This is a genomic window from Gordonia alkanivorans NBRC 16433, from assembly GCF_000225505.1.
Lineage (GTDB): Bacteria > Actinomycetota > Actinomycetes > Mycobacteriales > Mycobacteriaceae > Gordonia > Gordonia alkanivorans.
Genome location: NZ_BACI01000092.1, coordinates 11,725 through 38,356, shown reverse-complemented (window position 1 = coordinate 38,356; position 26,632 = coordinate 11,725). Strand labels below are relative to the sequence as shown.

Annotated in this window: 25 protein-coding genes; 15 read left to right on the top strand and 10 right to left on the bottom strand. The window is 67.4% G+C overall.

The features are described 5' to 3' along the window. The first annotated feature begins 113 nt into the window (after positions 1-113). Positions 114-2,441 (top strand): endopeptidase La, encoded by a 2,328-nt coding sequence (lon, locus tag GOALK_RS15990; protein WP_006359872.1) that lies wholly within the window; start codon positions 114-116, stop codon positions 2,439-2,441. 57 nt (positions 2,442-2,498) lie between these two features. Here lon and GOALK_RS15985 read toward each other — a convergent pair whose 3' ends face one another. From GOALK_RS15985 to GOALK_RS15975, 3 genes are all read right to left on the bottom strand, one after another. Then, a complete protein-coding gene (locus GOALK_RS15985) occupies positions 2,499-3,317 on the bottom strand; it encodes a DUF1353 domain-containing protein (protein ID WP_006359871.1) in 819 nt (272 codons plus the stop codon). A gap of 117 nt (positions 3,318-3,434) precedes the next feature. After that, positions 3,435-4,700, bottom strand: coding sequence for a sulfotransferase (locus tag GOALK_RS15980; protein ID WP_006359870.1), 1,266 nt, complete (start codon positions 4,698-4,700; stop codon positions 3,435-3,437). Then, complete coding sequence (locus GOALK_RS15975) at positions 4,700-5,782, bottom strand: DUF1214 domain-containing protein (protein ID WP_006359869.1); 1,083 nt, start codon at positions 5,780-5,782, stop codon at positions 4,700-4,702. The genes GOALK_RS15980 and GOALK_RS15975 overlap by 1 nt, the downstream gene beginning before the upstream one ends. A gap of 500 nt (positions 5,783-6,282) precedes the next feature. On the opposite strand from GOALK_RS15975, the gene dnaK reads away from it, so the two are divergent. The 8 genes from dnaK (at position 6,283) to GOALK_RS15935 (ending at position 13,760) form a co-directional block, all read left to right on the top strand. Beyond that, the gene (dnaK, locus tag GOALK_RS15970; RefSeq protein WP_040004264.1) at positions 6,283-8,130 is read left to right on the top strand and encodes a molecular chaperone DnaK; all 1,848 of its coding nucleotides are present in this window, start codon (positions 6,283-6,285) and stop codon (positions 8,128-8,130) included. Next, positions 8,127-8,750 carry a nucleotide exchange factor GrpE gene (gene grpE / locus GOALK_RS15965; RefSeq protein WP_006359867.1) on the top strand — a complete coding sequence of 208 codons (624 nt, stop codon included), beginning with the start codon at positions 8,127-8,129 and terminating at the stop codon, positions 8,748-8,750. The genes dnaK and grpE overlap by 4 nt, the downstream gene beginning before the upstream one ends. 216 nt (positions 8,751-8,966) lie before the next feature. Beyond that, positions 8,967-10,163 (top strand): molecular chaperone DnaJ, encoded by a 1,197-nt coding sequence (dnaJ, locus tag GOALK_RS15960; protein ID WP_006359866.1) that lies wholly within the window; start codon positions 8,967-8,969, stop codon positions 10,161-10,163. A gap of 3 nt (positions 10,164-10,166) precedes the next feature. Then, positions 10,167-10,565, top strand: coding sequence for a heat shock protein transcriptional repressor HspR (locus tag GOALK_RS15955; RefSeq protein WP_006359865.1), 399 nt, complete (start codon positions 10,167-10,169; stop codon positions 10,563-10,565). Positions 10,566-10,619: 54 nt separating this feature from the next. Beyond that, positions 10,620-11,087: an SRPBCC family protein gene (locus GOALK_RS15950; RefSeq protein WP_006359864.1), complete on the top strand. Its 468-nt coding sequence runs from the start codon at positions 10,620-10,622 to the stop codon at positions 11,085-11,087. A gap of 75 nt (positions 11,088-11,162) precedes the next feature. Continuing rightward, entirely contained in the window at positions 11,163-11,465 is a 303-nt protein-coding gene (locus GOALK_RS15945; RefSeq protein ID WP_006359863.1) for an antibiotic biosynthesis monooxygenase family protein, read from the top strand. Between the two features lie 40 nt (positions 11,466-11,505). Next, the gene (locus GOALK_RS15940; protein ID WP_006359862.1) at positions 11,506-12,600 is read left to right on the top strand and encodes a hypothetical protein; all 1,095 of its coding nucleotides are present in this window, start codon (positions 11,506-11,508) and stop codon (positions 12,598-12,600) included. Between the two features lie 83 nt (positions 12,601-12,683). Next, entirely contained in the window at positions 12,684-13,760 is a 1,077-nt protein-coding gene (locus GOALK_RS15935) for a DUF7159 family protein (protein WP_006359861.1), read from the top strand. A 16-nt stretch (positions 13,761-13,776) separates the two neighbouring features. On the opposite strand, the gene GOALK_RS15930 is transcribed toward GOALK_RS15935, so the two are convergent. Then, positions 13,777-14,928 (bottom strand): FAD-binding oxidoreductase, encoded by a 1,152-nt coding sequence (locus GOALK_RS15930; protein ID WP_006359860.1) that lies wholly within the window; start codon positions 14,926-14,928, stop codon positions 13,777-13,779. 131 nt (positions 14,929-15,059) lie between these two features. Here GOALK_RS15930 and GOALK_RS15925 point away from each other — a divergent pair, with 131 nt between their 5' ends. Beyond that, positions 15,060-16,187, top strand: coding sequence for an amidohydrolase family protein (locus GOALK_RS15925; RefSeq protein WP_040004269.1), 1,128 nt, complete (start codon positions 15,060-15,062; stop codon positions 16,185-16,187). A 15-nt stretch (positions 16,188-16,202) separates the two neighbouring features. Here GOALK_RS15925 and GOALK_RS15920 read toward each other — a convergent pair whose 3' ends face one another. Both GOALK_RS15920 and GOALK_RS15915 read right to left on the bottom strand, forming a co-directional pair. Continuing rightward, complete coding sequence (locus tag GOALK_RS15920; RefSeq protein WP_006359858.1) at positions 16,203-17,162, bottom strand: serine/threonine-protein kinase; 960 nt, start codon at positions 17,160-17,162, stop codon at positions 16,203-16,205. Positions 17,163-17,249: 87 nt separating this feature from the next. Next, a complete protein-coding gene (locus GOALK_RS15915) occupies positions 17,250-17,675 on the bottom strand; it encodes a nitroreductase/quinone reductase family protein (protein ID WP_006359857.1) in 426 nt (141 codons plus the stop codon). Positions 17,676-17,762: 87 nt separating this feature from the next. On the opposite strand from GOALK_RS15915, the gene GOALK_RS15910 reads away from it, so the two are divergent. Beyond that, positions 17,763-19,127: an FAD-binding oxidoreductase gene (locus tag GOALK_RS15910; protein WP_035752887.1), complete on the top strand. Its 1,365-nt coding sequence runs from the start codon at positions 17,763-17,765 to the stop codon at positions 19,125-19,127. Here the strand turns inward: GOALK_RS15910 and GOALK_RS15905 are convergent. Further along, complete coding sequence (locus GOALK_RS15905; protein ID WP_006359855.1) at positions 19,105-20,313, bottom strand: GGDEF domain-containing protein; 1,209 nt, start codon at positions 20,311-20,313, stop codon at positions 19,105-19,107. The genes GOALK_RS15910 and GOALK_RS15905 overlap by 23 nt on opposite strands. A 293-nt stretch (positions 20,314-20,606) precedes the next feature. Here GOALK_RS15905 and GOALK_RS15900 point away from each other — a divergent pair, with 293 nt between their 5' ends. Beyond that, positions 20,607-21,518, top strand: coding sequence for a LysR family transcriptional regulator (locus tag GOALK_RS15900; RefSeq protein WP_035752884.1), 912 nt, complete (start codon positions 20,607-20,609; stop codon positions 21,516-21,518). Between the two features lie 19 nt (positions 21,519-21,537). On the opposite strand, the gene GOALK_RS15895 is transcribed toward GOALK_RS15900, so the two are convergent. The 3 genes from GOALK_RS15895 to GOALK_RS15885 all read right to left on the bottom strand — a co-directional run bounded on the left by GOALK_RS15895 (position 21,538) and on the right by GOALK_RS15885 (position 24,772). Next, positions 21,538-23,220, bottom strand: coding sequence for an acyl-CoA dehydrogenase family protein (locus GOALK_RS15895; RefSeq protein WP_006359853.1), 1,683 nt, complete (start codon positions 23,218-23,220; stop codon positions 21,538-21,540). Then, entirely contained in the window at positions 23,220-23,861 is a 642-nt protein-coding gene (locus GOALK_RS15890; RefSeq protein WP_006359852.1) for a TetR/AcrR family transcriptional regulator C-terminal domain-containing protein, read from the bottom strand. The genes GOALK_RS15895 and GOALK_RS15890 overlap by 1 nt, the downstream gene beginning before the upstream one ends. A 77-nt stretch (positions 23,862-23,938) precedes the next feature. Continuing rightward, the gene (locus GOALK_RS15885; RefSeq protein WP_006359851.1) at positions 23,939-24,772 is read right to left on the bottom strand and encodes an alpha/beta fold hydrolase; all 834 of its coding nucleotides are present in this window, start codon (positions 24,770-24,772) and stop codon (positions 23,939-23,941) included. A 76-nt stretch (positions 24,773-24,848) separates the two neighbouring features. Between GOALK_RS15885 and GOALK_RS15880 the strand changes: the two genes are divergently transcribed. The 3 genes from GOALK_RS15880 (at position 24,849) to msrA (ending at position 26,625) form a co-directional block, all read left to right on the top strand. Then, complete coding sequence (locus GOALK_RS15880) at positions 24,849-25,304, top strand: MarR family winged helix-turn-helix transcriptional regulator (RefSeq protein WP_081474357.1); 456 nt, start codon at positions 24,849-24,851, stop codon at positions 25,302-25,304. A 302-nt stretch (positions 25,305-25,606) separates the two neighbouring features. Beyond that, entirely contained in the window at positions 25,607-26,080 is a 474-nt protein-coding gene (gene msrB / locus GOALK_RS15875) for a peptide-methionine (R)-S-oxide reductase MsrB (protein ID WP_006359849.1), read from the top strand. Next, positions 26,077-26,625, top strand: coding sequence for a peptide-methionine (S)-S-oxide reductase MsrA (gene msrA, locus GOALK_RS15870; RefSeq protein WP_006359848.1), 549 nt, complete (start codon positions 26,077-26,079; stop codon positions 26,623-26,625). Before msrB ends, msrA begins: the two co-directional genes overlap by 4 nt. Positions 26,626-26,632 lie beyond the last annotated feature (7 nt).

Sequence of the window (26,632 nt, the reverse complement as noted above, 5' to 3'; positions counted from 1 at the left end):
ACTGGGCGGCGCTCGCTCGTTGACCTCACCCCGTTCGCCCCTGGCATAAATCAGTCGGGAACAAACTTCCAGCCATCTCAGTTGAGCCGATCAGACTTAACTCTGGAGGTTTCATGTCGCAGACATATTCACTGCCGGTCCTCTTCGTCCCGGACGTCGTCGTCCTGCCCGGCATGGTCGTGCCGATCCCGCTCGACGATGCAGCTCAGGCCACCGTCGACGCCGCCCGGGCGAGTGAGAGCGGAAGACTGCTGGTCGCCCCACGCCTGGACGACCGCTACCCCACGTACGGGGTGATCGCCTCGATCGTGCAGGTCGGGCGCATCCCGGGCGGCGGTCTGGCAGCCGTCGTCAAGGGTGAGAAGCGCGCGCAGATCGGGGCGGGAACCCCCGGCCACGGCGCCGCGCTGTGGGTCGAGGCCACCGAGGTCACCGACCCCGAGGTCACCGACGAGGTGCGGACCCTGGCCGGCGAGTACAAGAAACTCGTGCTGGCCATGCTGCAGCGCCGCGAGGCGTGGCAGCTGATCGACGCCGTCAACAAGATGTCCGACCCGTCGAATCTCGCCGACACCTCGGGCTACGCGTCCTGGCTCACCGACGAGCAGAAGCGCGAACTCCTCGAGACGCCGGACACCGCCGCGCGGCTGCGGCTGTTGATCGAGTGGACCGGCGACCATCTCGCCGAGTCCGAGGTCAGCGAGAAGATCGCCGAAGACGTCCGCGCGGGGATGGACAAGCAGCAGAAGGAGTTCCTGCTCCGTCAGCAGCTCGCCGCCATCCGCAAGGAACTCGGTGAGGACGAGCCCGAGGGGGCGGACGACTACCGGTCGCGCGTCGACGAGGCCGACCTGCCCGAGAAGGTGCGCGAAGCCGCACTGCGCGAGGTGGGCAAGCTCGAGCGCGCCAGCGACCAGTCGCCCGAGACCGGGTGGATTCGCACCTGGCTCGACACCGTCCTCGACCTGCCGTGGAACACGCGCACCGAGGACTCCACGGACATCAAGGGTGCCCGCGAGATCCTCGACGCCGACCACCACGGCCTCGACGACGTGAAGGACCGGATCGTCGAATACCTGGCGGTGCGTGCTCGACGCGCCGAACGCGGCCTGCAGGTCGTCGGCGGACGCGGATCGGGTGCCGTCATGGTGCTCGCCGGCCCGCCCGGCGTCGGCAAGACGTCGCTCGGTGAGAGCGTCGCCCGGGCGTTGGGTCGCAAGTTCGTGCGCGTCGCCCTCGGCGGTGTGCGCGACGAGTCGGAGATCCGCGGTCACCGACGTACCTACGTCGGCGCACTGCCCGGCCGCATCGTGCGTGCCATCGGCGAGGCGGGATCGATGAATCCCGTTGTGCTGCTGGACGAGATCGACAAGGTGGGCTCGGACTACCGGGGCGACCCGGCCGCGGCGCTGCTCGAGGTCCTCGACCCCGCGCAGAACCACACCTTCCGCGACCACTATCTCGATCTCGACCTCGACCTGTCCGACGTCCTGTTCCTCGCGACCGCCAATGTCATCGAGAACATCCCGTCGGCCCTGCTCGACCGCATGGAGCTCGTCACCCTCGACGGTTACACCGAGGACGACAAGGTGGCCATCGCCCGCGACTACCTGCTGCCCAGGCAGGCCGAGCGTGCGGCACTCACCACCGACGAGGTGACCGTGACCGACGCGGCGCTCCGCGAGATCGCGGCGAACTACACCCGGGAACCCGGTGTGCGACAGTTCGAACGGTTACTCGCCAAGGCTTTGCGCAAGGCAGCCACCAACCTCGCTCAGGAGAGTGCCACGGCACCGATCACCATCGACGAGCCCGACCTGCGCGACTACCTCGGCCGGCCCCGGTTCACCCCGGAATCGGCCGAGCGGACCGCAGTGCCCGGTGTCGCAACGGGTCTCGCCGTCACGGGAATGGGTGGCGACGTCCTCTTCATCGAGGTCAACGCCACCGACGGCGAGCCCGGACTCAAGTTGACCGGCCAGCTCGGCGACGTGATGAAGGAGTCGGCGCAGATCGCGCTGTCGTACGTGCGGGCGCACGCCGAACAGCTCGGCGTCGACCCCGAGTCGCTCAACAAGACCGTCCACGTGCACGTTCCGGCCGGAGCGGTGCCCAAGGACGGTCCGAGTGCGGGCGTCACCATGGTCACCGCGCTGGTGTCGATGGCGACGGGTCGACGGGTGCGCGCCGAGGTCGGCATGACCGGAGAGGTCACGCTGAACGGTCGCGTCCTGCCGATCGGCGGGGTCAAGCAGAAATTGCTTGCCGCGCAACGCAACGGGCTGAAGACCGTCTTCATCCCGCAGCGGAACGAGCCCGACCTCGACGACGTGCCGGCCGAGGTCCTCGACGCCCTCGACGTGCGTCCGATGACCGACGTCGCCGAGATCGTCGCGCAGGCTCTGGAACCCGCAGCAGGAGAACAGGTCAACGCGGCCTGAGGCAGATACAGGAGCGGGGCATCGTTCGGAACAAGCCGGACGGTGCCTCGCTTCTCGTCATCGAAGCCCCACCGTGCGGGCGGTCCACTCCAGCACGCGATACACCACCCAGGCGAGACTCGTCACGGCAGCGGCAGGCACCAGCCATAACGCGCCGACGGCCGCGATGAGACTGGCGGCCCACTGCCGTCCCCACAGTGGCGCGGCGACGAAGATCATCAACAGCGCCACCACGAACGACCAGCCCGGCGACGACACCGGCCACGGCCGATCGAACAGAAGCGCGCCCGCAGAGCCGACGGTCGCGGCGATCCCCACCACGCTCAACAACAACCACAACACGATGCTCCAGCGACGGTAACCACCTGCAACCCAACGGGTCCGGAGTGCCACGGCCGACCACATGATCCAGCGCTTCAACCACGGGACCCCAGAGGTTCGCATCATCTCCCGGAAGAACCGGTCGGACAGGGTGTCGCTGCCGAGCGCGCCCGAATTGACGGTGTCGGTGATGAGTTCGTCGTGGATCAACGCAGCGAGGGAGTGCCTTCCGTACGAGTCCTCGAACCAGCGCATGAAACGCGGCACCGATGCCAGGTCTGTCGGATTGTCCTCGCGCGGAACGAACGTCCGGGCTTTGTCGATCGCCGCACGGGCCTCCGGTTCCTCCATGCCACCGCGAACCAGCTTGGTGAGCAGGTCGTTCTCGACGACCTCGTCCGAATATCGAAAGGTGTTGAGGACGACGAATTGTCGCTCGTTGATCTGGACGACACCGACGCTGCCTCTACCGGTCGGGTCGTCGACCTCGAATCCCGAGGCCGGTGCCACGCGCCAGGGCGCCCACCGTGTGACACTCGATGTGGTCTCACCCATCTCGACCTCCCGACATCGGAATATCCGACGGTAGCGCCGCATGAGACAGCTCTACCGGGAACCCGACGGACGGAGACCCAAGTGCAACCCGACGTTGCGGGATCCGCGACCCGGCGATCACCGTGGGGTGGGGCTCGACGTCCATTCGGCGACGGCATCGGTGTAGAACGCCATCCGTTCCCTGAGCGCGTCGGGCTCGATCCCGAACTCCTCGGGGCTGTACCGATGTCTGCCCTTCCCGTGACGCGGTTGTTCCGCGTTGTGCTCGGCGAGCATCGTCGCCACGTCTGGAGCATCGAGATCGGCTGCTGCATAAACCCGTTCGATGGTCTCTGCGGGCCGGGACACCAGGTCCTGGTAGTCGATGTCGACGACTGTCGCCGATCCGGCCGCGCGGGAGTCGCGGAACTCGAGCGCACGCCGGAACCACAACTCCGACTGCTCGATCTGGAATCGACCGACGTCATGGCCGTCGACCTCGTCGCTGTAGGTCGAGCGGTAGGTCGCGAACAGGCTCGCGCCCGACGCCACGGTCTCCACGACGTCGCGATGCAGATGGACGATGCAGACGCCGGGATATGTCTGGGCAAGGTCGACCAGCTCGGGCGTGTGGGCCGGTGCCTTCAGCAGCCAGCGTCGTCGAGAGCCGTCGTCGAGGATCTGCAGCATCGTCCGATGCGCTGCGTATTCACCGGCGAAGTCCTGGTCTGCCAGCCACCGGGAGTAGCTGTCGAGGCGCATCGTTGAGCTGAATGCCCAGTTGCGCAGGGTCGTTCCCATGCCGAGTACGCATTCCTCGGGGAGCGCCGGTCCGGAATCGTGGACCGCGGCCATCGCCGGATTCAGCAGGTGCAGCGGGTTGGGCTCGGCGGCCTGGGTCTCGATCAACCGTTCGCGTTCTTCCGGGGACAGCTTCGCGACCCGCCACGGGGCGTACAACTCCACGGGCCGCGGTGCGCGGAGCCGGGGGTCGCGGGCCATCAGCCGGTACAGGAACGTCGTCCCGGTGCGCCACCCGCCGATGATCACGATCGGCGGGAGCACCGCACGCTCGGCCACCTCCGGGTTCTCCACCAGGGTCTTGTCGAAGATGGAGCGCGCCCGTAGCTTCCCGATCACCGCGTCCTGCGCATTGCGGACGCCGACTGCGTTCAGACGCCCGTCCTCGGCTGCCGAAGCCAGGTACCGCTCCAAGCCAGGCCGCCACAGCGCCGGGTCGCCCAACCCCTCGACACCGTGCTCGGCAGTGGCCCGTTCGACGATCGCGTCGGTTGCCTCGACCCCCAGCCGGTACCGCTCGGGGCGGGCAAGCCGATCGGCTTCCGCGGCCGCGTAGATGTCCTCGGCGACCTCACTCCGCTGCGGCGGCGTCCACTTCACCATCACTCACCTCGCAGTTCGACGAGCGGGACAACCCGAGCGGACGGCAGGGGAGGGGGCGCGGCCGGCTGCAGGAAACGCATCACGATGATCCCGAAGTCGCGCCCCTCGGAATCGATCCAGTCGCCGACCTCGGGGCTCTCGGCGGCAATCACGAACCGATACCGGCCGTCGACGACGGTGGCGGTGGCACCCGTATACGACACCGGCCGGTACCGGAAGTCGAGGGAGTTCAGAAAACGACTGTAAGCCAGGATGTTCCAGTACCTGCACTCGACGACGTCGCCCTCGATCACCAGCGCCTGGCCCGGTTCGAGTTGCCAACCGCCGCGGACGTAATGGATTCCGGGTTCGGTGAAGACGGCACCACCGGCCATCTCCGACCAGTGCCGCAGGGCATTCGGTGGATCGAGATCGTCCTTGGTCGAGATCTCGAAGATCGTCGGCAGCATCGAGGTCGTGGCCGCGAGGGTGCCCAACGAGGTCGCGAACCTCCCCGGATCGATCGACGGTGGTACGGGTGTCTCGGCCACCGGTTCGATTCTGCACCAGCCCAATTCGTCCCGGTCGACGTCGTCGTGGAAGAACCGTACCCAGATGACACCGGACTTCTCCGGCAACTCCAGCCAGTCGCCGGCCCCCGGTGCGGTACCACCGAGGACGATCTCGAAGCCGCCGTCGTCGTCGAATCCGATGGCGTCGTTGTCGATGCGGGCGGTTGCCTCGGCGCCGAGGCCGCCCGTCCGCTGGTAGACGGTCACCGAGACGTACGACGCATCGCCGCGGTTACCGCGGATGCGGTAGGCGCGGTCACCACGAACCTCGCCGACCCAGTAGCGGAAATCGGGGTTGTCCATCAGGAACTTGTGTCGCCACCCGTTGAACGGCACGAGCTCCGGGCGTTCTCGATCGACCTCGAAGCGCGACAACTGATTCGACAACCCGCGCACCAGGGCGCGGAATCCGTCGGCCTGCTCGGCCGGGTCCAGGTCCGCGGTGTCGGCGGCGACCTTGTCGCCCGCGGAACGGAGTGCGTCGACCAGACCGTTCCACGCGGCGACCTCCGGCCGAGCGTCGTCGGTCACGAGCGCCGGACCCGGGCGTCTCGCCGGGCGCACACCACCCCGAAGGTGGGGTCGCCCACCTCTCCGGGAACCCAAACAGCGACGCGATGCGGACGCCGGTGTGGGGAGTGCGTGGTGCCCTTCGTCCGGGTGGGGCTGGTCTGCGGCATGGGCAGTCCTCGGGAACGGTGGAAGAGGAATCGCTTGTTTCCTGTTGGAGGAAATCTGCCCGGTGCGTACAGGTGTGTCAAGAGTTACGCCGGCTGGGGCCTCTTGAGTGAAATTCGCTCAACTTTTTCCCGCGATCCGGGAACAAAGGCCACCGGGGCCCCGTTACACACTTCGAGAAACCTGAGCGATCCAGACTCAAGTAGGTTTGACTCATCGCCCTGAATTCAGTAGGACATGAGTCGGACGCACTGAAGTTCGGTCCCGCTGGGTTTCGGACATCATCCCCGCGTCATCGAACCGCGGGGCCAAAGGACTTGGGTGCACACCCACAAACTAGGAGGAAGCCAAACATGTCTCGTGCTGTTGGAATCGACCTCGGCACCACCAACTCCGTGGTTTCGGTGCTCGAGGGTGGCGAAGCATCGGTCATCGCCAATGCCGAAGGGTCGCGGACCACGCCGTCCGTCGTCGCCTTCGCGCGTAACGGAGAGGTGCTCGTCGGTCAGCCGGCCAAGAACCAGGCGGTCACCAACGTCGACCGCACCATCCGCTCGGTCAAGCGCCACATGGGTGAAGGCAACTGGACGATCGAGATCGACGACAAGAAGTACACCCCGCAGGAGATCAGCGCGCGCACGCTCATGAAGCTCAAGCGCGACGCCGAGGCCTACCTCGGTGAAGACGTCACCGACGCCGTGATCACCGTCCCCGCATACTTCAACGACGCCCAGCGTCAGGCCACCAAGGAAGCCGGCCAGATCGCCGGCCTCAACGTGCTGCGCATCGTCAACGAACCGACCGCGGCCGCGCTGGCCTACGGACTCGACAAGGGCGAGAAGGAACAGACCATCCTGGTCTTCGACCTCGGTGGCGGTACCTTCGACGTCTCGCTGCTCGAGATCGGCGACGGTGTGGTCGAGGTCCGCGCGACCTCCGGTGACAACCACCTCGGTGGTGACGACTGGGATCAGCGTGTCGTCGACTGGCTCGTCGAGAAGTTCAAGGCGCAGAACGGCATCGATCTGACCAAGGACAAGATGGCTCTGCAGCGTCTGCGTGAGGCTGCCGAGAAGGCCAAGATCGAACTGTCGAGCTCGCAGAGCACCTCGATCAATCTGCCGTACATCACCGTCGACGCCGACAAGAACCCGCTGTTCCTCGACGAGCAGCTGTCGCGCAGCGAGTTCCAGCGGATCACCTCTGATCTGCTCGAGCGCACCCGCGCACCGTTCCAGGCCGTCATCAAAGATGCGGGCATCTCCGTCGGCGACATCGACCATGTCGTGCTCGTCGGTGGTTCGACCCGTATGCCGGCCGTCACCGACCTGGTGAAGGAACTGACCGGTGGCCGCGAGCCCAACAAGGGCGTCAACCCGGACGAGGTCGTCGCCGTCGGCGCTGCCCTGCAGGCCGGCGTCCTGCGCGGCGAGGTCAAGGACGTGCTGCTGCTCGACGTCACCCCGCTGTCCCTCGGCATCGAGACCAAGGGTGGCGTGATGCACAAGCTGATCGAGCGCAACACCACGATCCCGACCAAGCGCTCGGAGACCTACACCACGGCCGAGGACAACCAGCCGTCGGTGCAGATCCAGGTGTACCAGGGTGAGCGTGAGATCGCCTCGCACAACAAGCTGCTCGGCAGCTTCGAGCTGGGCGGCATCGCGCCTGCGCCGCAGGGTGTCCCGCAGATCGAGGTGACCTTCGACATCGACGCCAACGGCATCGTGCACGTCACCGCGAAGGACAAGGGCACCGGCAAGGAGAACTCGATCCGCATCCAGGACGGTTCCGGCCTGAGCAAGGACGAGATCGACCGCATGATCAAGGACGCCGAGGCACACGCCGACGAGGACCGCAAGCGTCGCGAGGAGGCGGAGACCCGCAACCAGGCGGAGTCCCTGGTCCACCAGACCGAGAAGTTCCTCAAGGACAACGAGGACAAGGTCCCGGCCGACGTGAAGGACAAGGTCGAGGCCGCGGTCAACGACGCCAAGGAAGCGCTCAAGGGCACCGACTCGGCTGCGATCAAGACCGCGATCGAGAAGCTCTCGGAGGAGTCGCAGGCTCTCGGCCAGGCGATCTACGCCAACGCCGCTGCGGAGTCCGCCGATGGCGAGGCCGGCGCTGCCGCCGACAGTGATCCCGATGTCGTCGACGCCGAGGTCGTGGACGACGCCGACACCAAGGAGAACAAGTGACCGCAGGATCCCATTCGACGAATGGGTCCGGCGAGGAGCCGGTGACGGTGACCGACCGTCGTCGCATCGACCCGGAAACGGGTGAGGTGCGCGACGAGCCGGCCGCCGGACCCGGCCCGGCCGACGCCGAACCCGTCGTGAACGAGTCCGAGAACGGGCAGCCGGCCGACGACGCGTCGTCGGATGCCCGGCTCGCCGAGCTGACGGCCGACCTGCAGCGGGAACGCGCCCAGTTCGCCAACTTCCGTCGGCGAGCTGCCGAGGAGAAGCAGGGATCGGTTGCCTACGGCAAGCAGATCCTGATCGACAAGCTCCTCCCGGTCCTCGACGACCTCGACCGTGCCCGTGAGCACGGCGATCTCGAGACCGGCCCGCTCCGGGCAGTCGCCGACAAACTGACCGCAGTGCTCAACGCGGAGGGCCTCGAGGCCTTCGGCGCCGCGGGTGAGGAGTTCAACCCCGAACTCCACGAAGCGGTTCAGCACGACGGCACCGGCGACCACCCGGTCATCGGCGCGGTGTACCGCTGCGGTTACCGACTGGGCGAGAAGGTGATCCGCACCGCCATGGTGACGGTCACCGATCCCGAGCCCGCCGGCGACCAGACCGGTGCACAATAAGGCAACAGTCGCCCGTGCATGACGGGCGATCCGACCACCGATCCCTGAGGTGCGAGGAGCGCAAGCGACGAGCCACGAAGGGCGACGAACCCTTCGTGGCTCGCTCCGCTCGCACCTCAGGGAGCGGGTGGGCTCGCTCCGCTCGCACCTCAGGGAGCGGGGGAACAACTGAAACATCCATCCAGACAATAGAAGAATTGAAGGAGGTGACGTCTGGTGGCTCCACAACGTGAGTGGTTGGAACACGACTTCTACAAGGACCTGGGCGTTGCTTCTGACGCTTCGGCTGAAGAGATCAAGAAGGCCTATCGCAAGCTCGCACGCGAGCTGCACCCGGATGCCAATCCCGGCGATTCCGCGGCCGAAGAGCGCTTCAAGCGGGTGTCCGAAGCCCATAGCGTCCTGAGCGATCCGGAGAAGCGCAAGGAGTACGACGAAACCCGTGCCATGTTCGCCGGCGGACGATTCCGCGGTGGCGGCAACGGCTTCCCGGGCGGTGGTTTCCCCGGCGGCGGGACGACGTACACGACCGGCGGCGACTTCGACCTCGGCGACCTGTTCGGCGGAGGTCAGGCCGGCGGTGCCGGCGGGTTCGGCGACATCTTCGACGGACTCTTCAACCGTGGCGGCGGATCCCAGCGCACGTCGACGGCCAGCCGTCCCCGTCGCGGCAAGGACCTCGAGACCGAGACCACGCTGTCCTTCAAGGACGCGGCGCTCGGCACGACGGTCCCGCTGCGGGTGACCAGCCCGTCCCCGTGCACCACCTGTCACGGGTCGGGTGCCAAGCCGGGCACCAGTCCGCGAGTGTGCCCGAACTGCAACGGCTCCGGCTTCGTCAGCCGCAACCAGGGCGCCTTCGGGTTCAGCGAACCCTGCCAGGACTGCCAGGGCACCGGCTCGCGGATCGACGATCCGTGCAGCGACTGCTCCGGCAGCGGAGTGAAGAACCGGACGCGCACGATCAACGTGCGGATCCCGGCCGGAGTCGAAGACGGACAGCGGATTCGGCTCGCCGGGCAGGGTGAGGCCGGACGACGCGGAGCGCCGTCGGGCGATCTCTACGTCGTTGTCCACGTCACCCCGCACAAGCAGTTCACGCGCAGCGGCAACGACCTTCGGGTACAGCTGCCGGTGCGGATCTCCGAACTCGTTCTCGGCGCGACGGTCTCGGTACCGACGCTCGAGGGCTCGGTCGGAGTCAAGATCCCGCCGAACACCACCGACGGCCGGACGCTGCGCGTGCGCGGCCGCGGCGTTCCCAAGCGGTCCGGCGGCGCCGGCGACCTGCTCGTCACCGTGAAGGTGGCGGTGCCGGACAAGCTCGACGACGCCGCGATCGAGGCGATGCGCGCCTACGATCAGGCCGAGCGGGCAAGCGGGTTCGATCCACGGGCGAACTGGGGGAGATGAGTCATGGCCGGCCAGAAGAACTTCGACGCCGACGGCGCGACCTTCATGATCTCGGTGGCCGCCGAGCTCGCCGGCATGCACGCCCAGACCCTGCGGACCTATGACCGCCTCGGTCTGGTCACCCCGCAGCGGACGAGTGGCGGCGGTCGTCGCTACTCGTCACGCGACGTCGACCTCCTGCGTGAGATCCAGCGTCTCTCGCAGGAGGAGGGTGTGAACCTCGCCGGGATCAAACGGATCATCGATCTGAGTAATCAGGTCGAGGCGCTGCAACAGCGGGTCCGTGAGCTCACCGACGAGGTCGCCGCGTCGCGGAACCGCCGCGGAGGCGAGCTCGTCCCGGTGCCCCGGACCAATGCCCTCGTCGTGTGGCAGCCGCGGCGCAGACGATCCGGCGACTGAACGGTCTGACTCGTTCCACGAGGGTGATCGGCAGGGCCCGCGTACGTTGGATGTATGGCTTCCGACACCGTCATCACCGTTGACACGGGCCCGCACCGCGTTTCACGGCGCATCGTCGTTGACGCGCCGGCCGCCGAGGTCTTCGCCCTCATCGCCAACCCGCATCGGCATCCCGAACTCGACGGTTCGGGGACGGTGCGCGACACACCCGTCAAGGGCCCGGAAAGACTCACCCCCGGTGCGCGATTCAGCGTCGGGATGAAGCAGTTCGGCGTCCCGTACACGATCACCTCCACCGCGACCGACGTCGACCCCGACCGGGTCGTCGAGTGGAAGCACCCCATGGGTCATCGCTGGCGCTGGGACCTCGTCGCCACGTCGCCGACGACCACGCAGGTCACCGAGACCTTCGACTACTCCACGCTCAAGGTCCCGAAGATCATGGAACTGATCGGCTACGACAGGAAGAACGGTCAGGGCATCGAGGGCACACTCCGGGCTCTCGCGAACCGCTTCGGCTGATACCACCGCCATCTTGCCGACATCGTGTCGGTAAGATGGCGGAGACCTATCGGACCCGAACCAGGAGTCGACGAGATGTTCGTGATCACCAACCGCATCGATGTCACCGAGAACGCCGAGGCCTTCGAGAAGGCATTCTCGGACTCGATGCGCACCACGCTGAAGGGTGTCCCCGGCCTGCACCGCGCGACACTGATGCGTCCGGAGGCCGAGGGCCTGCCCTACGTCTCCACCATGGAGTTCGACGCCAAGGACGACTTCCTGGCGTGGCTGAAGTCGGATTCGTTCCGCGCCTCGCACTCCGATGACCAGGCCCCGGGCATGCAGGCTCCGTCGGCCGTCGAGCAGCACACCCTGATCGAGACCTTCACCGCCTGACCAGGCCGTCCCAGGGCGGCCGCGAAAGGAAGCCCTCTCCATGGAGTTCGAGGACGATACGCCGACATCAGACGACGAAGCGGTGGTCGTCCTCGGAGTCGTGGCCGCCCCCGGGCAACCGATCGGGTTGGCGCGTAAGCTCGTCGACGCGAACCTGATCGAGCACGTCCAGACCAGCTTCCCCGGAGCCCGATGGCAGATCGAGATCGTCGAGGCATCCGTGGTGCAGCCGCCCGCGACCGATGCCCAGATCGTCGACGCCGCGAGAGACGTTCTCCTCGAACGTGAATGGGACCTGGTGGTCTGTCTGACGGATCTGCCCCTGCACGTGGGCCGGCGCCCTGTCGTCGCGCATGCGAACGCGGTGCACGGCGTCGCGGTCCTGTCGGTCCCCGCCCTCGGCCCGACCGGCCTACGTCAGCGGGCGCGGACCACGGTCACCGGTCTCGTCGGACAACTCCTCGGTGCCGACGCCGACGACCTCCGCGACCACGAGAAGTCCCCGTCGAAGTCGCCGCTGCGGCATCGTGTCCGCCAGCTCGGCACCGACACCGACGAGGCGGGCACCGCCTTCACCGCCCGGGTGCTGACCGGCAATCTCCGGCTCCTTTCGGGGATGGTGCGCGCCAACCGACCGTGGCGCCTCGCGCTCGGACTGACCCGGGCACTGACCGGCGCCATCGCCGCCGGTGTCTTCGCACTGGTCACCGCCGACATCTGGCTACTGGCCGACACCTTCGGCTGGGTCCGCCTCACCGGCGTCGCCGTCGGTTCGATCGTCGCCATCACCGCCACCCTGATCGTCGGCGCCAACCTGTGGGAACGGGGGTCGTCGCGGCAGTCGCGCGAACAGATCGTCCTGTTCAACACCGTCACCGTCATCACCGTCGTGCTGGGAGTCGCGGCGTTCTATGCCGCTCTCTTCGTCCTCGCGACCCTCGGGGCCCTGTGCCTCGTGGTCCCACAGGTCTTCGGCGACGCCCTCGGTCACGACCCCGGGATCACCGACTACTTGGAGGTCGCGTGGCTGACGTGTTCGCTCGCCACCGTCGGCGGTGCGCTCGGTGCCGGGCTCGAGACCGACGAGGCGGTGCGCGACGCCGCGTACACCCAACATCCCGCCGAGTCGGTTTGACGGGGTACCACCGACGGTCCGGCTGCCACGAATTCGGTCCAAGCCGTTAGGCTGCATGGGCAAACGTCGATGTGGAGGTGACGATGACCCAAGATCCGGCGAGTGGGGGACTGCCCGGATCCGTGGTTCTCGGGATATCCGTCGTGGACGATCAGATCGCGTCCGTGGTGCGCGACGCCGATGGCCACATCCTGGCCAGCAACCTCGTCGACCTGCCTGATCCGTCGGCACCCGCGGTCGAGGCCGCGATCATCGAGCTGGTCGATTCAGTGCCGGTCGTCGTCGATCAGATCGGCGTCTCGGTGTCACGCGAGGACGTCCGCAAGCACCTGGCGCAGGCCTTCGGGTCGAGCGGCGCCGGGGAGTCCTGGCACGACCGCGTCGTCGTCACCGGTTACGCCTCGGCACTCGCCGAGATCGCGTGCACCCATGCCACCCGGGGCGGCGTCGTCGCCGTCGTGGACCTCGACCGGGATGCCGCTCCGGCATCCGGTACGTCGGTGGCCACCGTCGACACGACCTCGGGTGCGGTCCTCGGGACCGCCGACTTCACCACCAACCGGCTCGCCCCCGTCACCGATCCGGACGGGGCGTCCGAGCTGGCGACGGCGGTGTCCAAGCTGCCGCGCGGCCGCGACATCACCTCGATCATCGTGGTGGGACCCGGCGCGGAGATGCCCGGTATCGCGCCCGCGTTCGAATACGCCGCACAGCGGCCCGTCACGGTCGCTGGCAACCCGCCACTGGCCTCGGCCATCGGCGCGGCCGACGCCGCCCTGGTGGCGTTGTCGACGCCGGCGGCGGCCCCGCGGGTGTCGACCGGGCGACGCTGGTGGTTCGTCGGCGCCGCGATCGGTGCGGCGATGTTCCTGGGCGCGGTCGGTCTGACCCTGCTGCTGTCCGCGGAGCGCAACACCACCGAACCCGCCCCCGTGACGGTCACCGAGACGCCCGCTGCCGTGACCGTCAGCGCGGACGCGAAGACGGTCACCGAGACCGAAACCCAGACGCAGCAGGCGCGCACGACGACGATCACCAGCACCCCGCGTCCGGTCACGAGGACGACCACGGTGACCGAGGAGATTCCGGGACCGTTCACGATCACCGAGACCGAGACGACCACGGTCGAGGTGCCGGCTCCGGGAGAGCCGGCTCCCTGACGCGGTGACCCGCGGGTCAGTACACCGGGTCGTGCTGGATACGGCTGGCGCGGACCCCGGCGATGATCAGTTTGCGTCGGGTCGCCTCGATCATCTGCGCCGACCCGGCGATGAGCACCTGGTGGTCCTCCCAGTTCCCGGCGCCGACGACCACGTCGGCGAGGGTGCCGATCTCGTGGTCGATCCCGAGTTCGGCCGGCGTCGCCACGGCGGTGATCCACCACGGGTCGCGCTCCTCCTCCGACACCGCGGTGACCTGCAACCACGGGTTGGTGGCGGCGATCCGCCGAAGGACACTCAGGTCGTAGAGCTCGCCGGGGTAGCGCATCCCGTAGAAGATGTGGGTCGGGGGCGAGTCCGCGCGTTTGGACATCTCGATGAGCAGGGCACGCAGTGGGGCGAGCCCGGTGCCGCCGGCGACCATCAGGACGGGCCGGTCCCGGTCGACGTGCAGGGTCCCGTGACTCTGCGACAGGGTCCAGACGTCTCCGACGCTGGTCTCGCTGACGATGGCCGAGCTGACCGTCCCACCCTGGATCGCCCGGACATGGAACTCCAGCTCACCGGCCGGGTTCGGCGGGATCGACGGCGAGAAATTGCGCCACTGCTTGGGCCACTGCGGGATGTGGACCTCGAGGTACTGGCCGACGTTGAACGTCAGCGGCGCATGTGCGATGAGTCGTACCACGGCGAGGTCGCGGCTGATTCGGTACTTCTCCACGACCTCTGCCGTCCACCGGGCCGGGTGGGTGGCGGTCTCGGCAGCCCCGCGCATCACACCGGTGACGAGCATCATCGCCTGCGAGACGGTCTGCTGCGCCTCTTCGTCCCAGTACCCCTCCATCAGACTGGCGAACTCGCCCATGAGCGCGGTGTACATCACGTGGTAGTGCTCGGGTTCGACCCCGAACTTGCGATGGTCGCGGCCGAGCTGGGCGAGGAACTCGACGAGGTCGGCGTGGCCGGACTCCGCAGGGATGGCTTCGAGGACGTGGTCGATCACGCGATGGAAGGCGATCTGCTGTGCGGCCATCGAGACGCCGAACAGATCCCGGAGGTCGGGATCGATCGCGAACATCCGGGTGTAGACGTTGGTCACGAACCGGTCGGGCTGCCGGTTCACCGCTGTTCGCAGGTGATGCAACGTGTGGCGTGAGTGGCTCGCCATTCTCTTAGGACAACCTCCGTCGGCGTTCGTCCCCCGCCTGTTCCGAGAGCTCAACACTAGCGGTCGACGGTACAGAATTCAGGATCCGTCATCGTATGTCGGACTGTGATCCGGTGTGGCAAGGTACCAACATGACGTCCCTCGACGGTGTCCTCCCGGCCATCGTCGACGCGCATGTGCAGCACTGGAATCCGCGGCGCACCCCATGGGCGGCAACCCGCTCGTCGCGGCTGTACGGGTTCGTCCCCCGATTGGGGGACCGAGCCTTCCCGCTCATCGCCTCGCGCGCCGACCGGGAGTTCGTGCTGACACCGCGAACCGTCGCGCGCCCGTACGAGCCGCGGCAGTACGCCACCGATGCCGCTCTCGTCTCGACGGTCGTCGGGGTGCCCATCGACACCGTGGTGCACGTCGAGTCGCATTGGCGCAAGGCACTACCCGCGGGAGAGCAGGCGGCGGCACACAGCACCGCCGTGGAGGAGACGCGCTATCTGGAGCACCTGCCGTTCGGCCACTCCGGCGCTCCGCGTCTGGGGGCGATCGTCGCCCACGGCGACCCGCGCGACCATGACTTCGCCGAGACGCTCGATCAGCAGTTCACGGTCTCGTCCCGTGTCCGGGGCATCCGGCTGGTGGCGACGCGCCATCCCGACCCGCGTGTCCGCGACGGCGGCGACTCCGACAACATCCTGGCGTCGGCCTCCTTTCTCGACGGTTTCGCCGAACTTGCCGCGCGCAAACTCGTGTTCGAGGCGGCGGTCTACTCCCACCAGCTCTACGACGTCATCGTGCTGGCGCGCGAGTATCCCGACACGGCGATCGTCCTCGACCACTTCGGGATACCCGCCGGGGTGTTCGGGCCGATCGGGACACGTACCGGCGCGACGGCCGCGGCGCGCGCCGACATCTGGCGGCTGTGGCGGGAACGGATGACCACCCTGGCGTCGTATCGCAATGTGGTGGTGAAGCTTTCCGGGCTGGCCATGCCGGTTCTCGGTTACGGCCACGAACGGTGGGGCAACATCGGGGGACAGGCGACGCTGGGCGAGATGATCGGTCCGTTCGTCGAACACGTCGTCACCCACTTCGGTTCGGACCGCATCATGTTCGGCTCCAACTATCCGATCGACCGCCCCAATGCGGCGATCGACGTCCTCGTCGGCGCGCTGGTCGACTGTGCGTCCCAGTGGGGAGACGAGGCGTTGCGACGCATCTTCCGCGACACCGCGGTCCGCGTGTACGGACTCGACGAGGGCTGATCCGCGACCGGTCGGTCACGGATGACGCGGACGTCCCCACCATCGTGAGCGGGTCGGCTCGGGGACGGGCACGTCACGCATGAGACGGACCAGGATGTCGACGAGAGCCGTACACGTCGGATAGCGGTTCTGCGGTGACTTGGCGAGCGCCTTGGCGAAGATCGAATCCATCGCCGACGGGAGCCACGGACGGCGCCGGGTGAGGCGCGGCGGTTCGTCGTTGATGTGTGCGTAGGTGATCGCGAAGGACGTGCGCCGCGGATACGGCGGTGTGCCGGTGAACAACTCGACGAGACTGCACGCGAAGGAGTAGTTGTCGCTGGCCGGCGAAAGGTGATGTGCCTGAAGCAGTTCGGGCGAGGCATACCCGATGGAGCCCTGGACCCGGCCGTTGCGTGCGAGTGGTCTTGTGTCATCGAGGAATTGGGCGATCCCGAAGTCGGAGAGGTAGGCGTCGACCGGTGCGGAGGAGCTGGGCGTGGGCCCCTCCGGGTCAGAGTCGAGAGGTCGGGAGAGCAGGATGTTGGCGGGCTTGACGTCGCGGTGGAGGATCTCCTGGCCGTGTGCGTGGTCGAGGGCACCGGCGATCTGCGCGGCGACCCGCAGGATCGCGTCCACGTCGGGTTCGGTGTCGTCGCCGGGAATGAGTGCGGTGGCCGCCGGGCCCGCGACGTACTGCATCGCCAGCCACATCGACGGCTGGTGGCGAGGGCCGAGAGAGCCGGGCGGCGCGGCGATCTCACCGTGGGCGCGCATCCGGACGATGTGCGGGTGGTGGAGAAGCGACGCAATCCCGAACTCGCGCTCGAACCGTTCACGGACCCGGGCGTGATCGGCGGCGTCAGGGTGCAGCACCTTGAGCGCGACCGGCCCGTTCCCGTCGTCGCGATGAGCCCGGAAGACGTCCGCGCTCGCACCACCGCCGACGAACTCGTCGATGGTGAAGCCGTCCACGCGGTCGCCAACCTCGAACACCCTGCCCAGAGTAGAGCGGCGTCGATCTGCGGGTGCGGTGCCGGACAAGGGTGTCGAGACCAGGGTGCCCGTATCAGGCTCGAGAGGTCAGGATCTCGGGGTCAGACGGAAGATCGGGAACTTCCGGCCCTGAGCGGTCTCGGTGTACTTGACGAACTGGTCGGTGAACGCCGTGAACTTCGCCCAGGCGGCGTCCCAGTCGTCATCGGTGATCTCGGCGACCTGCGTCTCGTGGTGTTCGATGCCCTCGGCTGCGGGGGCCTCGACGGCAACCGAGTTGGGGTGCGCGCGAAGGTTGTGGACCCAGGCCGGCGTCGTCGGCGAACCCGCGAAAGATCCGATGACAAGCCAGGAGCCGTCGTCGGCGAGACCGAACAACGGGCTGATTCGCGGCTCCCCGGATTTCGCGCCGACGGTGTGCAGCAGGACGAGGTTCTTCCCGAACCCCGCGGTCTCGACATGTCCGTTGTTGGTGCGGAACTCGTTGATGATGGTCGAATTGAAGTCAGTCACGATCTCCTTGATACGCCTGCGGAGCCCTGACCGGCAGGTGTGCCGAAGTGAAACCGCGGTGCGGGCCTCGAAGAATACGCTGAACGCATGAGTGCCGAAACGAGTTCGTTGGCCGCCGCCCTTCCCGACGGAATGGTGATCACCGACCCCGACATACTCGCCGGGTATCGCCAGGACCGCGCTTTCGACCCGGCCGCCGGTACCCCACTCGCACTGATCCGCCCGACTTCGACCGATCAGGTCCAGACGACGGTTCGGTGGTGTGCCGAGAACCGGATTCCGATCATCACCCGCGGTGCCGGCACCAGCCTGTCCGGCGGCTCGACCGCGGTGGACGGCGCCGTCATGATCTCCACCGAGAAGATGCGCGAGATCGCCGTTGACCCCGCGACGCGCTCCGCCGTCGTCCAGCCCGGGCTGTTCAACTCCGAGGTCAAGGCCGCGGCGGCGGCGGAGGGTCTCTGGTACCCGCCGGACCCGTCGTCGTTCGAGATCTGTTCGATCGGCGGCAACGTCGCCACCAATGCGGGTGGGCTGTGCTGCGTGAAGTACGGGGTCACCACCGATTACGTGCTCGGGCTGCAGGTGGTGCTCGCCGACGGTCGAGCGGTTCGGGTGGGCGGCAAGCAGCTGAAGGACTCCGCCGGGCTGCCGTTGACCAAGCTGTTCGTCGGCAGTGAGGGACTCCTCGGCATCATCACCGAGGTGACCTTGCGGCTGCTGCCGCCGCAGGGGCCGGCGAGCACGGTCGTCGGGGTCTTCGACTCGGTACACGACGCCAGCCGTGCCGTCCTCGCCGTCACCGGCGAGATCCGCCCGGCGATGCTGGAATTCATGGATTCGGTGGCGATCAACGCGGTCGAGGACATGCTGCGCATGGGACTCGACCGCGACGCGGGCGCACTGCTCGTCGCCCAGTCCGACGCACCCGGGGCCGCCGGTGCCCAGGAGGTCGAACTCATCCGGAACGCCTTCGAGTCGAACGGTGCCGGCGAGGTCTTCACCACCGACGACCCCGCCGAGGGCGAGGCGTTCACCGCTGCCCGGCGAGCAGCGATCCCGGCGGTGGAGAAGCTGGGTTCGCTGCTGCTGGAGGACGTCGGGGTCCCGTTGCCCTCGCTGCCCGACCTCATCGACGGCGTCGCCAAGATCGCCGCGGACAACCAGGTGATGATCTCGGTGATCGCACATGCCGGCGACGGCAACACGCACCCGCTGATCGTCTTCGATCCGGCCGACACGGCCGAGGCCGACCGTGCGCAGACGGCATTCGGCCAGATCATGGACCTCGCCATCGAACTCGGCGGCACCATCACCGGCGAGCACGGCGTGGGCCGGCTCAAGAAGGGCTGGCTGCCTGACCAGGTGGGTCCGGACGTGATGGAGCTGACCGCGCTCATCAAGAACGCTCTCGACCCGGACGGGCTCCTCAACCCGGGCGTGATCCTGTAGGCGTGGTCGGCACCACGGCATAGGTGCCGCGCCTCTTCGCCTTCGCCTCGAACAGGGCGTCGTCGGCGAGGGCGAAGTCGCGTCGAATGCGCTCGGTCGCATCCTCGTCGGTCATGTGCTCGCTGTGCAGGGGACCCACCGCGATGCCGAGACTGACGGTCGCCCACTCGCCGTCGCCGGCGTCGACCGGTTGGCCGCGGATGTCTTCGGCGACGGCACGCACCGCCTGTTCGTCGAGCCGCGCCGCGATCGCGAACTCATCGCCGCCGAGCCGGGCGACGACCGCAGGCTCGGGCACGGCGCCCTGGAGGATGTCGGCGACCTGCTGCAGGACGGCATCGCCCACGGCGTGCCCGTGGTCGTCGTTGATCCGTTTGAAGCGGTCGACGTCGGCGATGACCAGTGCGAACCGGTCACCGGGACCCCGACGCAACAGTGTGGTCGTGGCGAGGATGAATCCGCGGCGGTTCAGCAGTCCGGTGAGTGGATCGGTATTGGCCATCCGCAGTTGGTGTTTCAGGGATCGCTGGAGGTCGGAGGTGTAGCCCTGGTGCAGGGTGACCGTCCCGCTCACGGCGACGAGCAGAGCAAGGGTGGCGGCGAACGCGGGCACGGGCGGAGCGCCGTCCAGCCAGGCGAGAACTCCGAGTGTGCAGGTCACTGCGCTCGACAGGGCCAGGTGCAGGTACACGACGCGGGCACGTACGAAATGTGCGCTGTAGGAGCCGATCACGGCGAACAGTGCCGAGAAGTACAGCGCCAGGCGTGGATCGGCGACGGCGAACAGGCACACCGCCACACCGATGTCGGCGTAGGCGACGAAAGCGTCGTTGAACCCTCGGACGTGTGACTTCTTGGTCCACCACATCACGCCCAGATGGACCCGGCTCACCGCGATCGCGGTGGGGATGGTGGTGGCGGCAGCGGTACCGAGGATCAGCGACCGCCACAGCGAACCCTGCGCGCCGCTCGGCGTGAACAATCCGAGCGCGCCCACGACGCCGAAGATCAGCACCAGCCCGGCGATGGTGTACCGGATATGGCGTTCGCGCAGACGCAGCTGCCGGAGAACGTCGAGTGTTTCGTCGTAGAGCCCGCTGCGCCGTGCGATCTCCGCGGTGATCGAGTCGCGACCGAGCCCGCCGAACGGAGTAGATCTCGGCGAACGGCCGACCGTTTCTTCCACCTGATCGAGCTCCGGAAATGGGGGTTGGGGCGAACAATGCGAAGTCCAGATGAGCATTAGCGATGCTTCATCAGAGCAATTGATAGCCGCCGACGCCCGGTTGCGGCAGCGAAAACACCGAAATGTGAGAAAGAAGCACCTGCCGAGGTCCTCCCGTCCCCTCCGCGGGGGACCTCAGCAGGTAGCCCAAAACGCGAATGACATCTGAACACGATGCCATGCAGAAATGAGCATATTGGGTTGAAGGTCAACCTACAATCACATCAATCCGAATAACTGACAGGAGATGGTTGATGAATGGTTCTGGGGACGCCGGACTCCGCGATATAGACCTGCGCCGACTCCGAATGTTCGTCGTCGTCATGGAGGCTCCGAGCCTCCGCGTCGCCGCCGACAACCTGTTCATCAGCCAGCAGGCGTTGTCCTCGGCGATCCGTGAACTCGAGCGACAGCTGGGAGTCGAGCTCTTCTCCCGTTCGCGGCGCAGCCTGACGCCGACGCCGGCCGGGGAGGCGCTCTACCGCGGCGCGGTGCCGCTGCTGGCCGGCGGGGAACAGCTCGCCACGCAGGTCAGACGGGTCAACGCAGGGGCACCCGCACCGTTCGTCATCGGCCATGCACCCGACCTCGCGTCGTCGGAGGTCTTCCGGATCATCGAACCCGTGGTCCTCGCCGACCCCTCGGTGCCGATCACGGTGCGCCCGGTGTTCGCCGACTTCATGCGTGAGGAATTGCTGTCGGGCTCGATCGACCTGGCGCTGGGCCGTGGTGTGTCGGCGCCACCGGACATGGCGACCACGATCGCGACCGAACACGAGCTCCGCCTCGCGGTGCGCAGCGATCACCCGCTCGCCGCGCATGCCCGTGTCGACATGGCCGCCCTCGCCGGTTACGAGATCGTCGTGTGGGGGCCCGAGCACGAATACGAGTACACCGACATCCTCGTCGGGTTGTGCCGGCGTGCGGGATTCGAACCGCGCATCATCCTGTCGACGCTCCTCGGTACACCGCCGCACACGGCGGTCATCGCCCACCCCAAAGCCTGTGCGTTCGTCACCAACGAGCCCGGCTGGATCTACGCGAACTCCATCCGCATCGTCGAGTTCACCGATCCGCCGTTCGCCCCCGTCCGGGCGATGTGGCTGCCCAACACCGCCTCGACGCTGCGCCGGCAGATCCTGGCGGCGGCGGAAGGGGTGGTGTGAGAACGGAAGGCGGGGTGTCTCAGTGACGTTCGAGGATGGCGGCGAGATCGGCGCCGTCGGGGAGCGCGCCGTACTCGAAGCTGCGGTCGGGTCCGAGGCGGCTGGCGATGAACGCGTCGGCGACCGCCGACGGGCTGTGCCGCACCAGCAGTGACGCCTCGAGCGCCAGGGCCATCGACTCGACGGTCGACCGGGCTCGGCGCTGGGCGTCGGCCGGGGCGAGTCGCGACAGCTCGCCGAGTTGCTCCCGGAGTCGGTCGAGGTGCGTGTCGAGAGTCCGGTCGGCGCCGCGGGCGAGGCTGACCTCGGCGTCGAAGGCGGCGACCGATTCGGGTTCTCGGGTCATCGCGCGCAGGACGTCGAGGGCGATGACGTTGCCCGAGCCCTCCCATACGGCCATCACCGGCTGCTCGCGGTAGCGCATGGCGAGGGGGAAGTCCTCGGTGTATCCGTTGCCGCCGAGGCATTCCAGCGCCTCGTAGGCGTGGTGGGGGCCGCGCTTGCAGATCCAGTACTTGGCGACCGCGGTGGCGAGTCGGCGGAAGGCGCGCTCCTGCGGATCGGCATCCTCGTCGTGGGCGCGGGCGAGGCGGATCGCGGTGGTGGTCGCGGCCTCGGATTCCAGTGCGAGATCGGCCAATACGGCGGTCATCGCGGGTTGGTCGGCCAGCGTCGCGCCGAAGGCGGCACGATGCCGGGCGTGCCACACGGCCTCGGCGACGGCCTGGCGCATGCCCGCCGCGGAACCGAGAACGCAGTCGAGGCGGGTCTGCGCGACCATCTCTATGATCGTGCGCACGCCGCGTCCCGGCTCGCCGACCATGACGGCGACGGTGCCGTCGAGTTCGATCTCGCTGGAGGCGTTGGACTTGTTGCCGAGCTTGTCCTTGAGACGCTGGATGCGGAAGACGTTACGGGTGCCGTCGGGCAGGATGCGGGGGAGCAGGAAGCACGAAAGTCCTTCGCCGCCGGCGCCGTGCGCCTGCGCGAGAACGAGGAATGCGTCCGACATGGGCGCCGAGCAGAACCACTTGTGACCGGTGAGGAGGTACTCGGCACCCGGTCCGCCGGTTCCGGCGGGGACTGCGACGGTGGTGTTGGCGCGGACGTCGGAGCCGCCTTGCTTCTCGGTCATCGACATCCCGAAGATGGCCGACTCCTTGGTGGCGCTCAGATCAGGGGAATAGCTGCGGGACAACGCCTTCGGCACCCAGTTCGCGGCGACGTCGGGCTGGAGTTCGAGTGAGGGGATGACCGCGTGGGTCATCGACACCGGGCAGGCGTGGCCCGGTTCGATCTGGCCGAACAGCATGAACGCGGCCGCACGCACGACGTGCGACCCGGGTTGAGGATCGGACCAGCAGCGCGTGTGGGCGCCGTGGGCGATGGATTCGGAGATGATCCGGTGGTATGCCGGGTGGTATTCGACCTCGTCGATGCGGTGACCCCAGCGGTCGAACGTCCGCAACACCGGCGTGATGGTGTTCGCGAGATGGGCGTCGTGCTTGAAGGATTCGCTGCCGACGAGCGCCCCGATCTCGCGGAGTTCGGCGTCGCCCCAGGCGCCGTCGTGCCGCGCGACCGCCTCGGTGAGGACGACGTCGAGCTCGTACTCGTTGACGTCCAGTCGCGGAGCGGACTGGTTGAACACCTCGTGGGTGAGGTGCGGCTGCGGATGGATGTGCGTCGCGGACTGGGTCATCATGCCTCCTGAGGCGTGGGTACGAGTGGCCGGTCCAGAACCCGGTCCGGGATCTGCAGATTCGTGAAGATCACCGCGACCGCGTCCTCGAGTCGATAGCCGAAGTCGGCTCCGGTGGCGGCCTTCTGAACCGCGAGACCGAAGATCGCCGACCAGAACGCCTTCGCCTCGACATCGATCCCGGCACGCAGTTGCCAGCCGGTGCGCACCAGCGTCGACATCAGCGCCTGCTCGCCGCGTTCGTGAAGTGTGCGCAGGGTGTCGGTGATGTGCTCCCGCAGGTCGGTGCGGCGCGACGTCAGCAGCATGGCGGTGGTGAACAGTTCGACGTCCCGCGCGCAGGGACCGAGGAGGGTTCCGACGAGCGTGTTCGTGTAGTCACGGACGGTCGTGGTCTCGGCGGCGGCCTCTTCGGCTCGACGTCCGGCCCGCAGTACACCGGCGCACGCGACCTCGACGAAGAGTTGTTCCTTGGAGCCGAAGTAGTAGGTGACCTGGTTGGGGTAGGCGTCGGCGCGCTGGCAGATCTGAGCGACCGACGCCGCGTCACCGTGCTCGGCGAACACCTCGCCGGCGGCACGCAGCAGCGCCTGGCGGGTTGCCCTGCCGGCTTCCCGGCTCGCGCGTCCGGTGGTTGCCACAGTGGGTTCCGATCGTCGACGTCAGTGTTTGTATGGCAAACAATAAACGCCGGGTGGCGCGCGGGCAAGGGTTGATTTCAGAAACGTGAGTCGGCGTAGTTGTCGGACCAGTGCCCGACGAGCTGCCGGTAGATGTTGTCCTGGTCGACGATGAGGGGCGTCAGGTGTCCATCGCCGACGAGGCCGCCGACGTGCACATGGGACATCGCGGAGGTGGCCGAGTGGATGTCGTCGGGTCCGGCTCCCATGGAGTCGGAATCGGCCACCATCATCAGGGTCGGCACGGCGATCGATGCGAGATCGGCCGTCACATCGGGGCGATGCAACATCATCGATCGCATGGCGTGGAACATCGGTCGGCGATCTGCGTCGACGAATGCCCGCATGATCTCGCACGCCCGATCAGGATGTGCAACAGCTGTTCTCGGTCCGATCAGGGCGTTCTGGAGCTGTGTACGCAACCATCGGTTGGGTCCGGTCACGCGATAGATCTGCACCAGTGGCCAGCACATCGTCCAACGCTCCCGCGGGTTGATGGGCCGGAGGGGCGTCCCGATCGTGGTCAGTGTGCGGAGTCGGCGAGGGTGTCGCGCCGCCACCTTGATGCCGATGTGGCCTCCCCAGGCGTTGCCCACCCAGTCCACGGGACCGTGGAGGGCCAGGGCGTCCATCACCGCGACCGCGCAGTCGGCGACCTCGTCGAAGGTGAAGTCGTGCGTCAGGCCCTCGCTCCGGCCGTGGCACGGGCCGTCGATGGCGATCGCCCGGTGGTCCTCGCGGACCCGGTCGAACAATGGCCCCCACGACGCCGAGTCGACGAAGAGGCTGTGCCACAGGACGACTGGTGGACCGGAGCCTTCGTGTCGGACGTGGATTCGGCCGAGCTGAGTGGGAATCGAATCGGTGCTCATGATCAGGCGCCTGCCTTTCGGCGAGGGAAATGCTTCGGAAACCGAAACTTCGGTATCCGTAGTATCCTCCGTTCCCATGGGCGGGTCAAGAGTGTCCGACGTGGAACGGCAAGCCATCGGTCAGCTGTTGGTGAGGCTCCTCGCGGAGTTCCGTTCCGACCTCGCCGGACCCCGCGCGGAGGCGGGGTTCGGTGACGTTCGCGATGCGCATCTGCAGATCTTCGGGAACATCCGGATGGGCGGAGTGCGGCTCACCGAGCTTGCGTCACGCGCGCAGTTGAGCCTGTCGGCCACGTCGGAACTGGTGAACGACCTCGAGAACCTCGGCTATTTGGCGCGTGAACCGGATCCGTCCGATCGTCGCGCCAAGTTGATCGTCCTGAGCAAGCGCGGACAGTCGCTGATGGCTGCGGCCGGGGTTCGGGTCGCCGACATCGAGCGGAGATGGGCGGCGGTGGTCGGCGACGACGACTTCGCCCACATGTGCGCGACGATGCAGCTGCTCCTGGATCGCCTGAACGCGGCCGACTGAAGGCCCGGGTTGTCAGACCTCGCGGACAGCCCGACGGAGATGAGGTTGGCGCCAGAACAGGACCATGAGCGCGACCAGCGCGGTCACCCATACGTTGACCGACGGCCCACCAGTAGTTGGAGGGTAGACCCGCGAAACAAAGCGAATTCACCAGCCTGAATTGGCTGATCTGTGCAGGTCAGTCGGCGATCTCGGACGCCGGAGAGGACGCGGGACCAAATCACGACCCCGCGTTGTTGTGCACGGTGCCGCCGGACGAGCTCCGCCAGACCGACGAGCGGCCGGCGTCGACAGGAGGAATCGTGAGCAACGAATACCGCAAGACCCCCGAGGCCTTGAACCGCCTCACCGACGCGCAGTTCCGCGTCACCCAGCGCGACGGCACCGAGCGCGCCTTCGACAACGAGTACTGGGACAACCACGAGCCCGGCATCTACGTCGACGTCGTCTCAGGACAGCCGCTGTTCTCATCGACCGACAAGTACGACAGCGGCACCGGATGGCCGAGTTTCACCAGGCCCATCGACGACGCCGCGGTGACCACCAAGACCGATCGGACCCTGTGGATGCGCCGCACCGAGGTGCGTTCGTCGGGCGCCGACAGCCACCTCGGCCACGTCTTCGACGACGGTCCACGAGATGCCGGCGGACAGCGTTACTGCATGAATTCGGCTGCGCTGCGCTTCATCCCGGTTCGTGACCTCGAGGCCGAGGGATACGGCGAGTACACCGAGCTGTTCCCCACCACAACCCACACCGAAGAGGAGACCGCATGACCATCGACACCGGTCAGATCACCGTCCGTCCCGGCACCGAGACCGCAGTCCTCGCCGGCGGATGTTTCTGGGGGATGGAGGACCTGATCCGCAAGCAGCCGGGAGTCCTCGACACCCGCGTCGGCTACACCGGCGGACAGAACGACCACGCCACCTACCGCAACCATCCCGGCCATGCGGAGGCCGTCGAGATCGTCTTCGACCCGAACGAGACGACCTACCGGGACATCCTGGCCTTCTTCTTCCAGATCCACGATCCGACGACCCGCGATCGTCAGGGCAACGACGTCGGGACGAGCTACCGCTCGGCGATCTTCCCGTTGGGTCCGGAGCAGGAGCAGGTGGCCCGGGACACGATCGCCGACGTGGATGCGTCGGGTCTGTGGCCGGGGCCGGCCGTCACGACCATCGAACCGGCGGGTCCGTTCTGGGAGGCCGAACCCGAGCACCAGGACTACCTGCTCAACTACCCGAACGGCTACACCTGCCATTTCCCGCGTGCGGGCTGGGTGCTGCCGAAGCGAGGTGCGTCGACCACGCCGTGATCCACCA

Bases quoted from the DNA above. Each gene is read 5' to 3' on its own strand.
- lon (WP_006359872.1), top strand. From the start codon at position 114: ATGTCGCAGACATATTCACTGCCGGTCCTCTTCGTCCCGGACGTCGTC.
- GOALK_RS15985 (WP_006359871.1), bottom strand. From the start codon at position 3,317: ATGGGTGAGACCACATCGAGTGTCACACGGTGGGCGCCCTGGCGCGTG.
- GOALK_RS15980 (WP_006359870.1), bottom strand. From the start codon at position 4,700: ATGGTGAAGTGGACGCCGCCGCAGCGGAGTGAGGTCGCCGAGGACATC.
- dnaK (WP_040004264.1), top strand. From the start codon at position 6,283: ATGTCTCGTGCTGTTGGAATCGACCTCGGCACCACCAACTCCGTGGTT.
- GOALK_RS15955 (WP_006359865.1), top strand. From the start codon at position 10,167: ATGGCCGGCCAGAAGAACTTCGACGCCGACGGCGCGACCTTCATGATC.
- GOALK_RS15950 (WP_006359864.1), top strand. From the start codon at position 10,620: ATGGCTTCCGACACCGTCATCACCGTTGACACGGGCCCGCACCGCGTT.
- GOALK_RS15945 (WP_006359863.1), top strand. From the start codon at position 11,163: ATGTTCGTGATCACCAACCGCATCGATGTCACCGAGAACGCCGAGGCC.
- GOALK_RS15940 (WP_006359862.1), top strand. From the start codon at position 11,506: ATGGAGTTCGAGGACGATACGCCGACATCAGACGACGAAGCGGTGGTC.
- GOALK_RS15935 (WP_006359861.1), top strand. From the start codon at position 12,684: ATGACCCAAGATCCGGCGAGTGGGGGACTGCCCGGATCCGTGGTTCTC.
- GOALK_RS15930 (WP_006359860.1), bottom strand. From the start codon at position 14,928: ATGGCGAGCCACTCACGCCACACGTTGCATCACCTGCGAACAGCGGTG.
- GOALK_RS15925 (WP_040004269.1), top strand. From the start codon at position 15,060: ATGACGTCCCTCGACGGTGTCCTCCCGGCCATCGTCGACGCGCATGTG.
- GOALK_RS15910 (WP_035752887.1), top strand. From the start codon at position 17,763: ATGAGTGCCGAAACGAGTTCGTTGGCCGCCGCCCTTCCCGACGGAATG.
- GOALK_RS15900 (WP_035752884.1), top strand. From the start codon at position 20,607: ATGAATGGTTCTGGGGACGCCGGACTCCGCGATATAGACCTGCGCCGA.
- GOALK_RS15895 (WP_006359853.1), bottom strand. From the start codon at position 23,220: ATGACCCAGTCCGCGACGCACATCCATCCGCAGCCGCACCTCACCCAC.
- GOALK_RS15885 (WP_006359851.1), bottom strand. From the start codon at position 24,772: ATGAGCACCGATTCGATTCCCACTCAGCTCGGCCGAATCCACGTCCGA.
- GOALK_RS15880 (WP_081474357.1), top strand. From the start codon at position 24,849: ATGGGCGGGTCAAGAGTGTCCGACGTGGAACGGCAAGCCATCGGTCAG.
- msrA (WP_006359848.1), top strand. From the start codon at position 26,077: ATGACCATCGACACCGGTCAGATCACCGTCCGTCCCGGCACCGAGACC.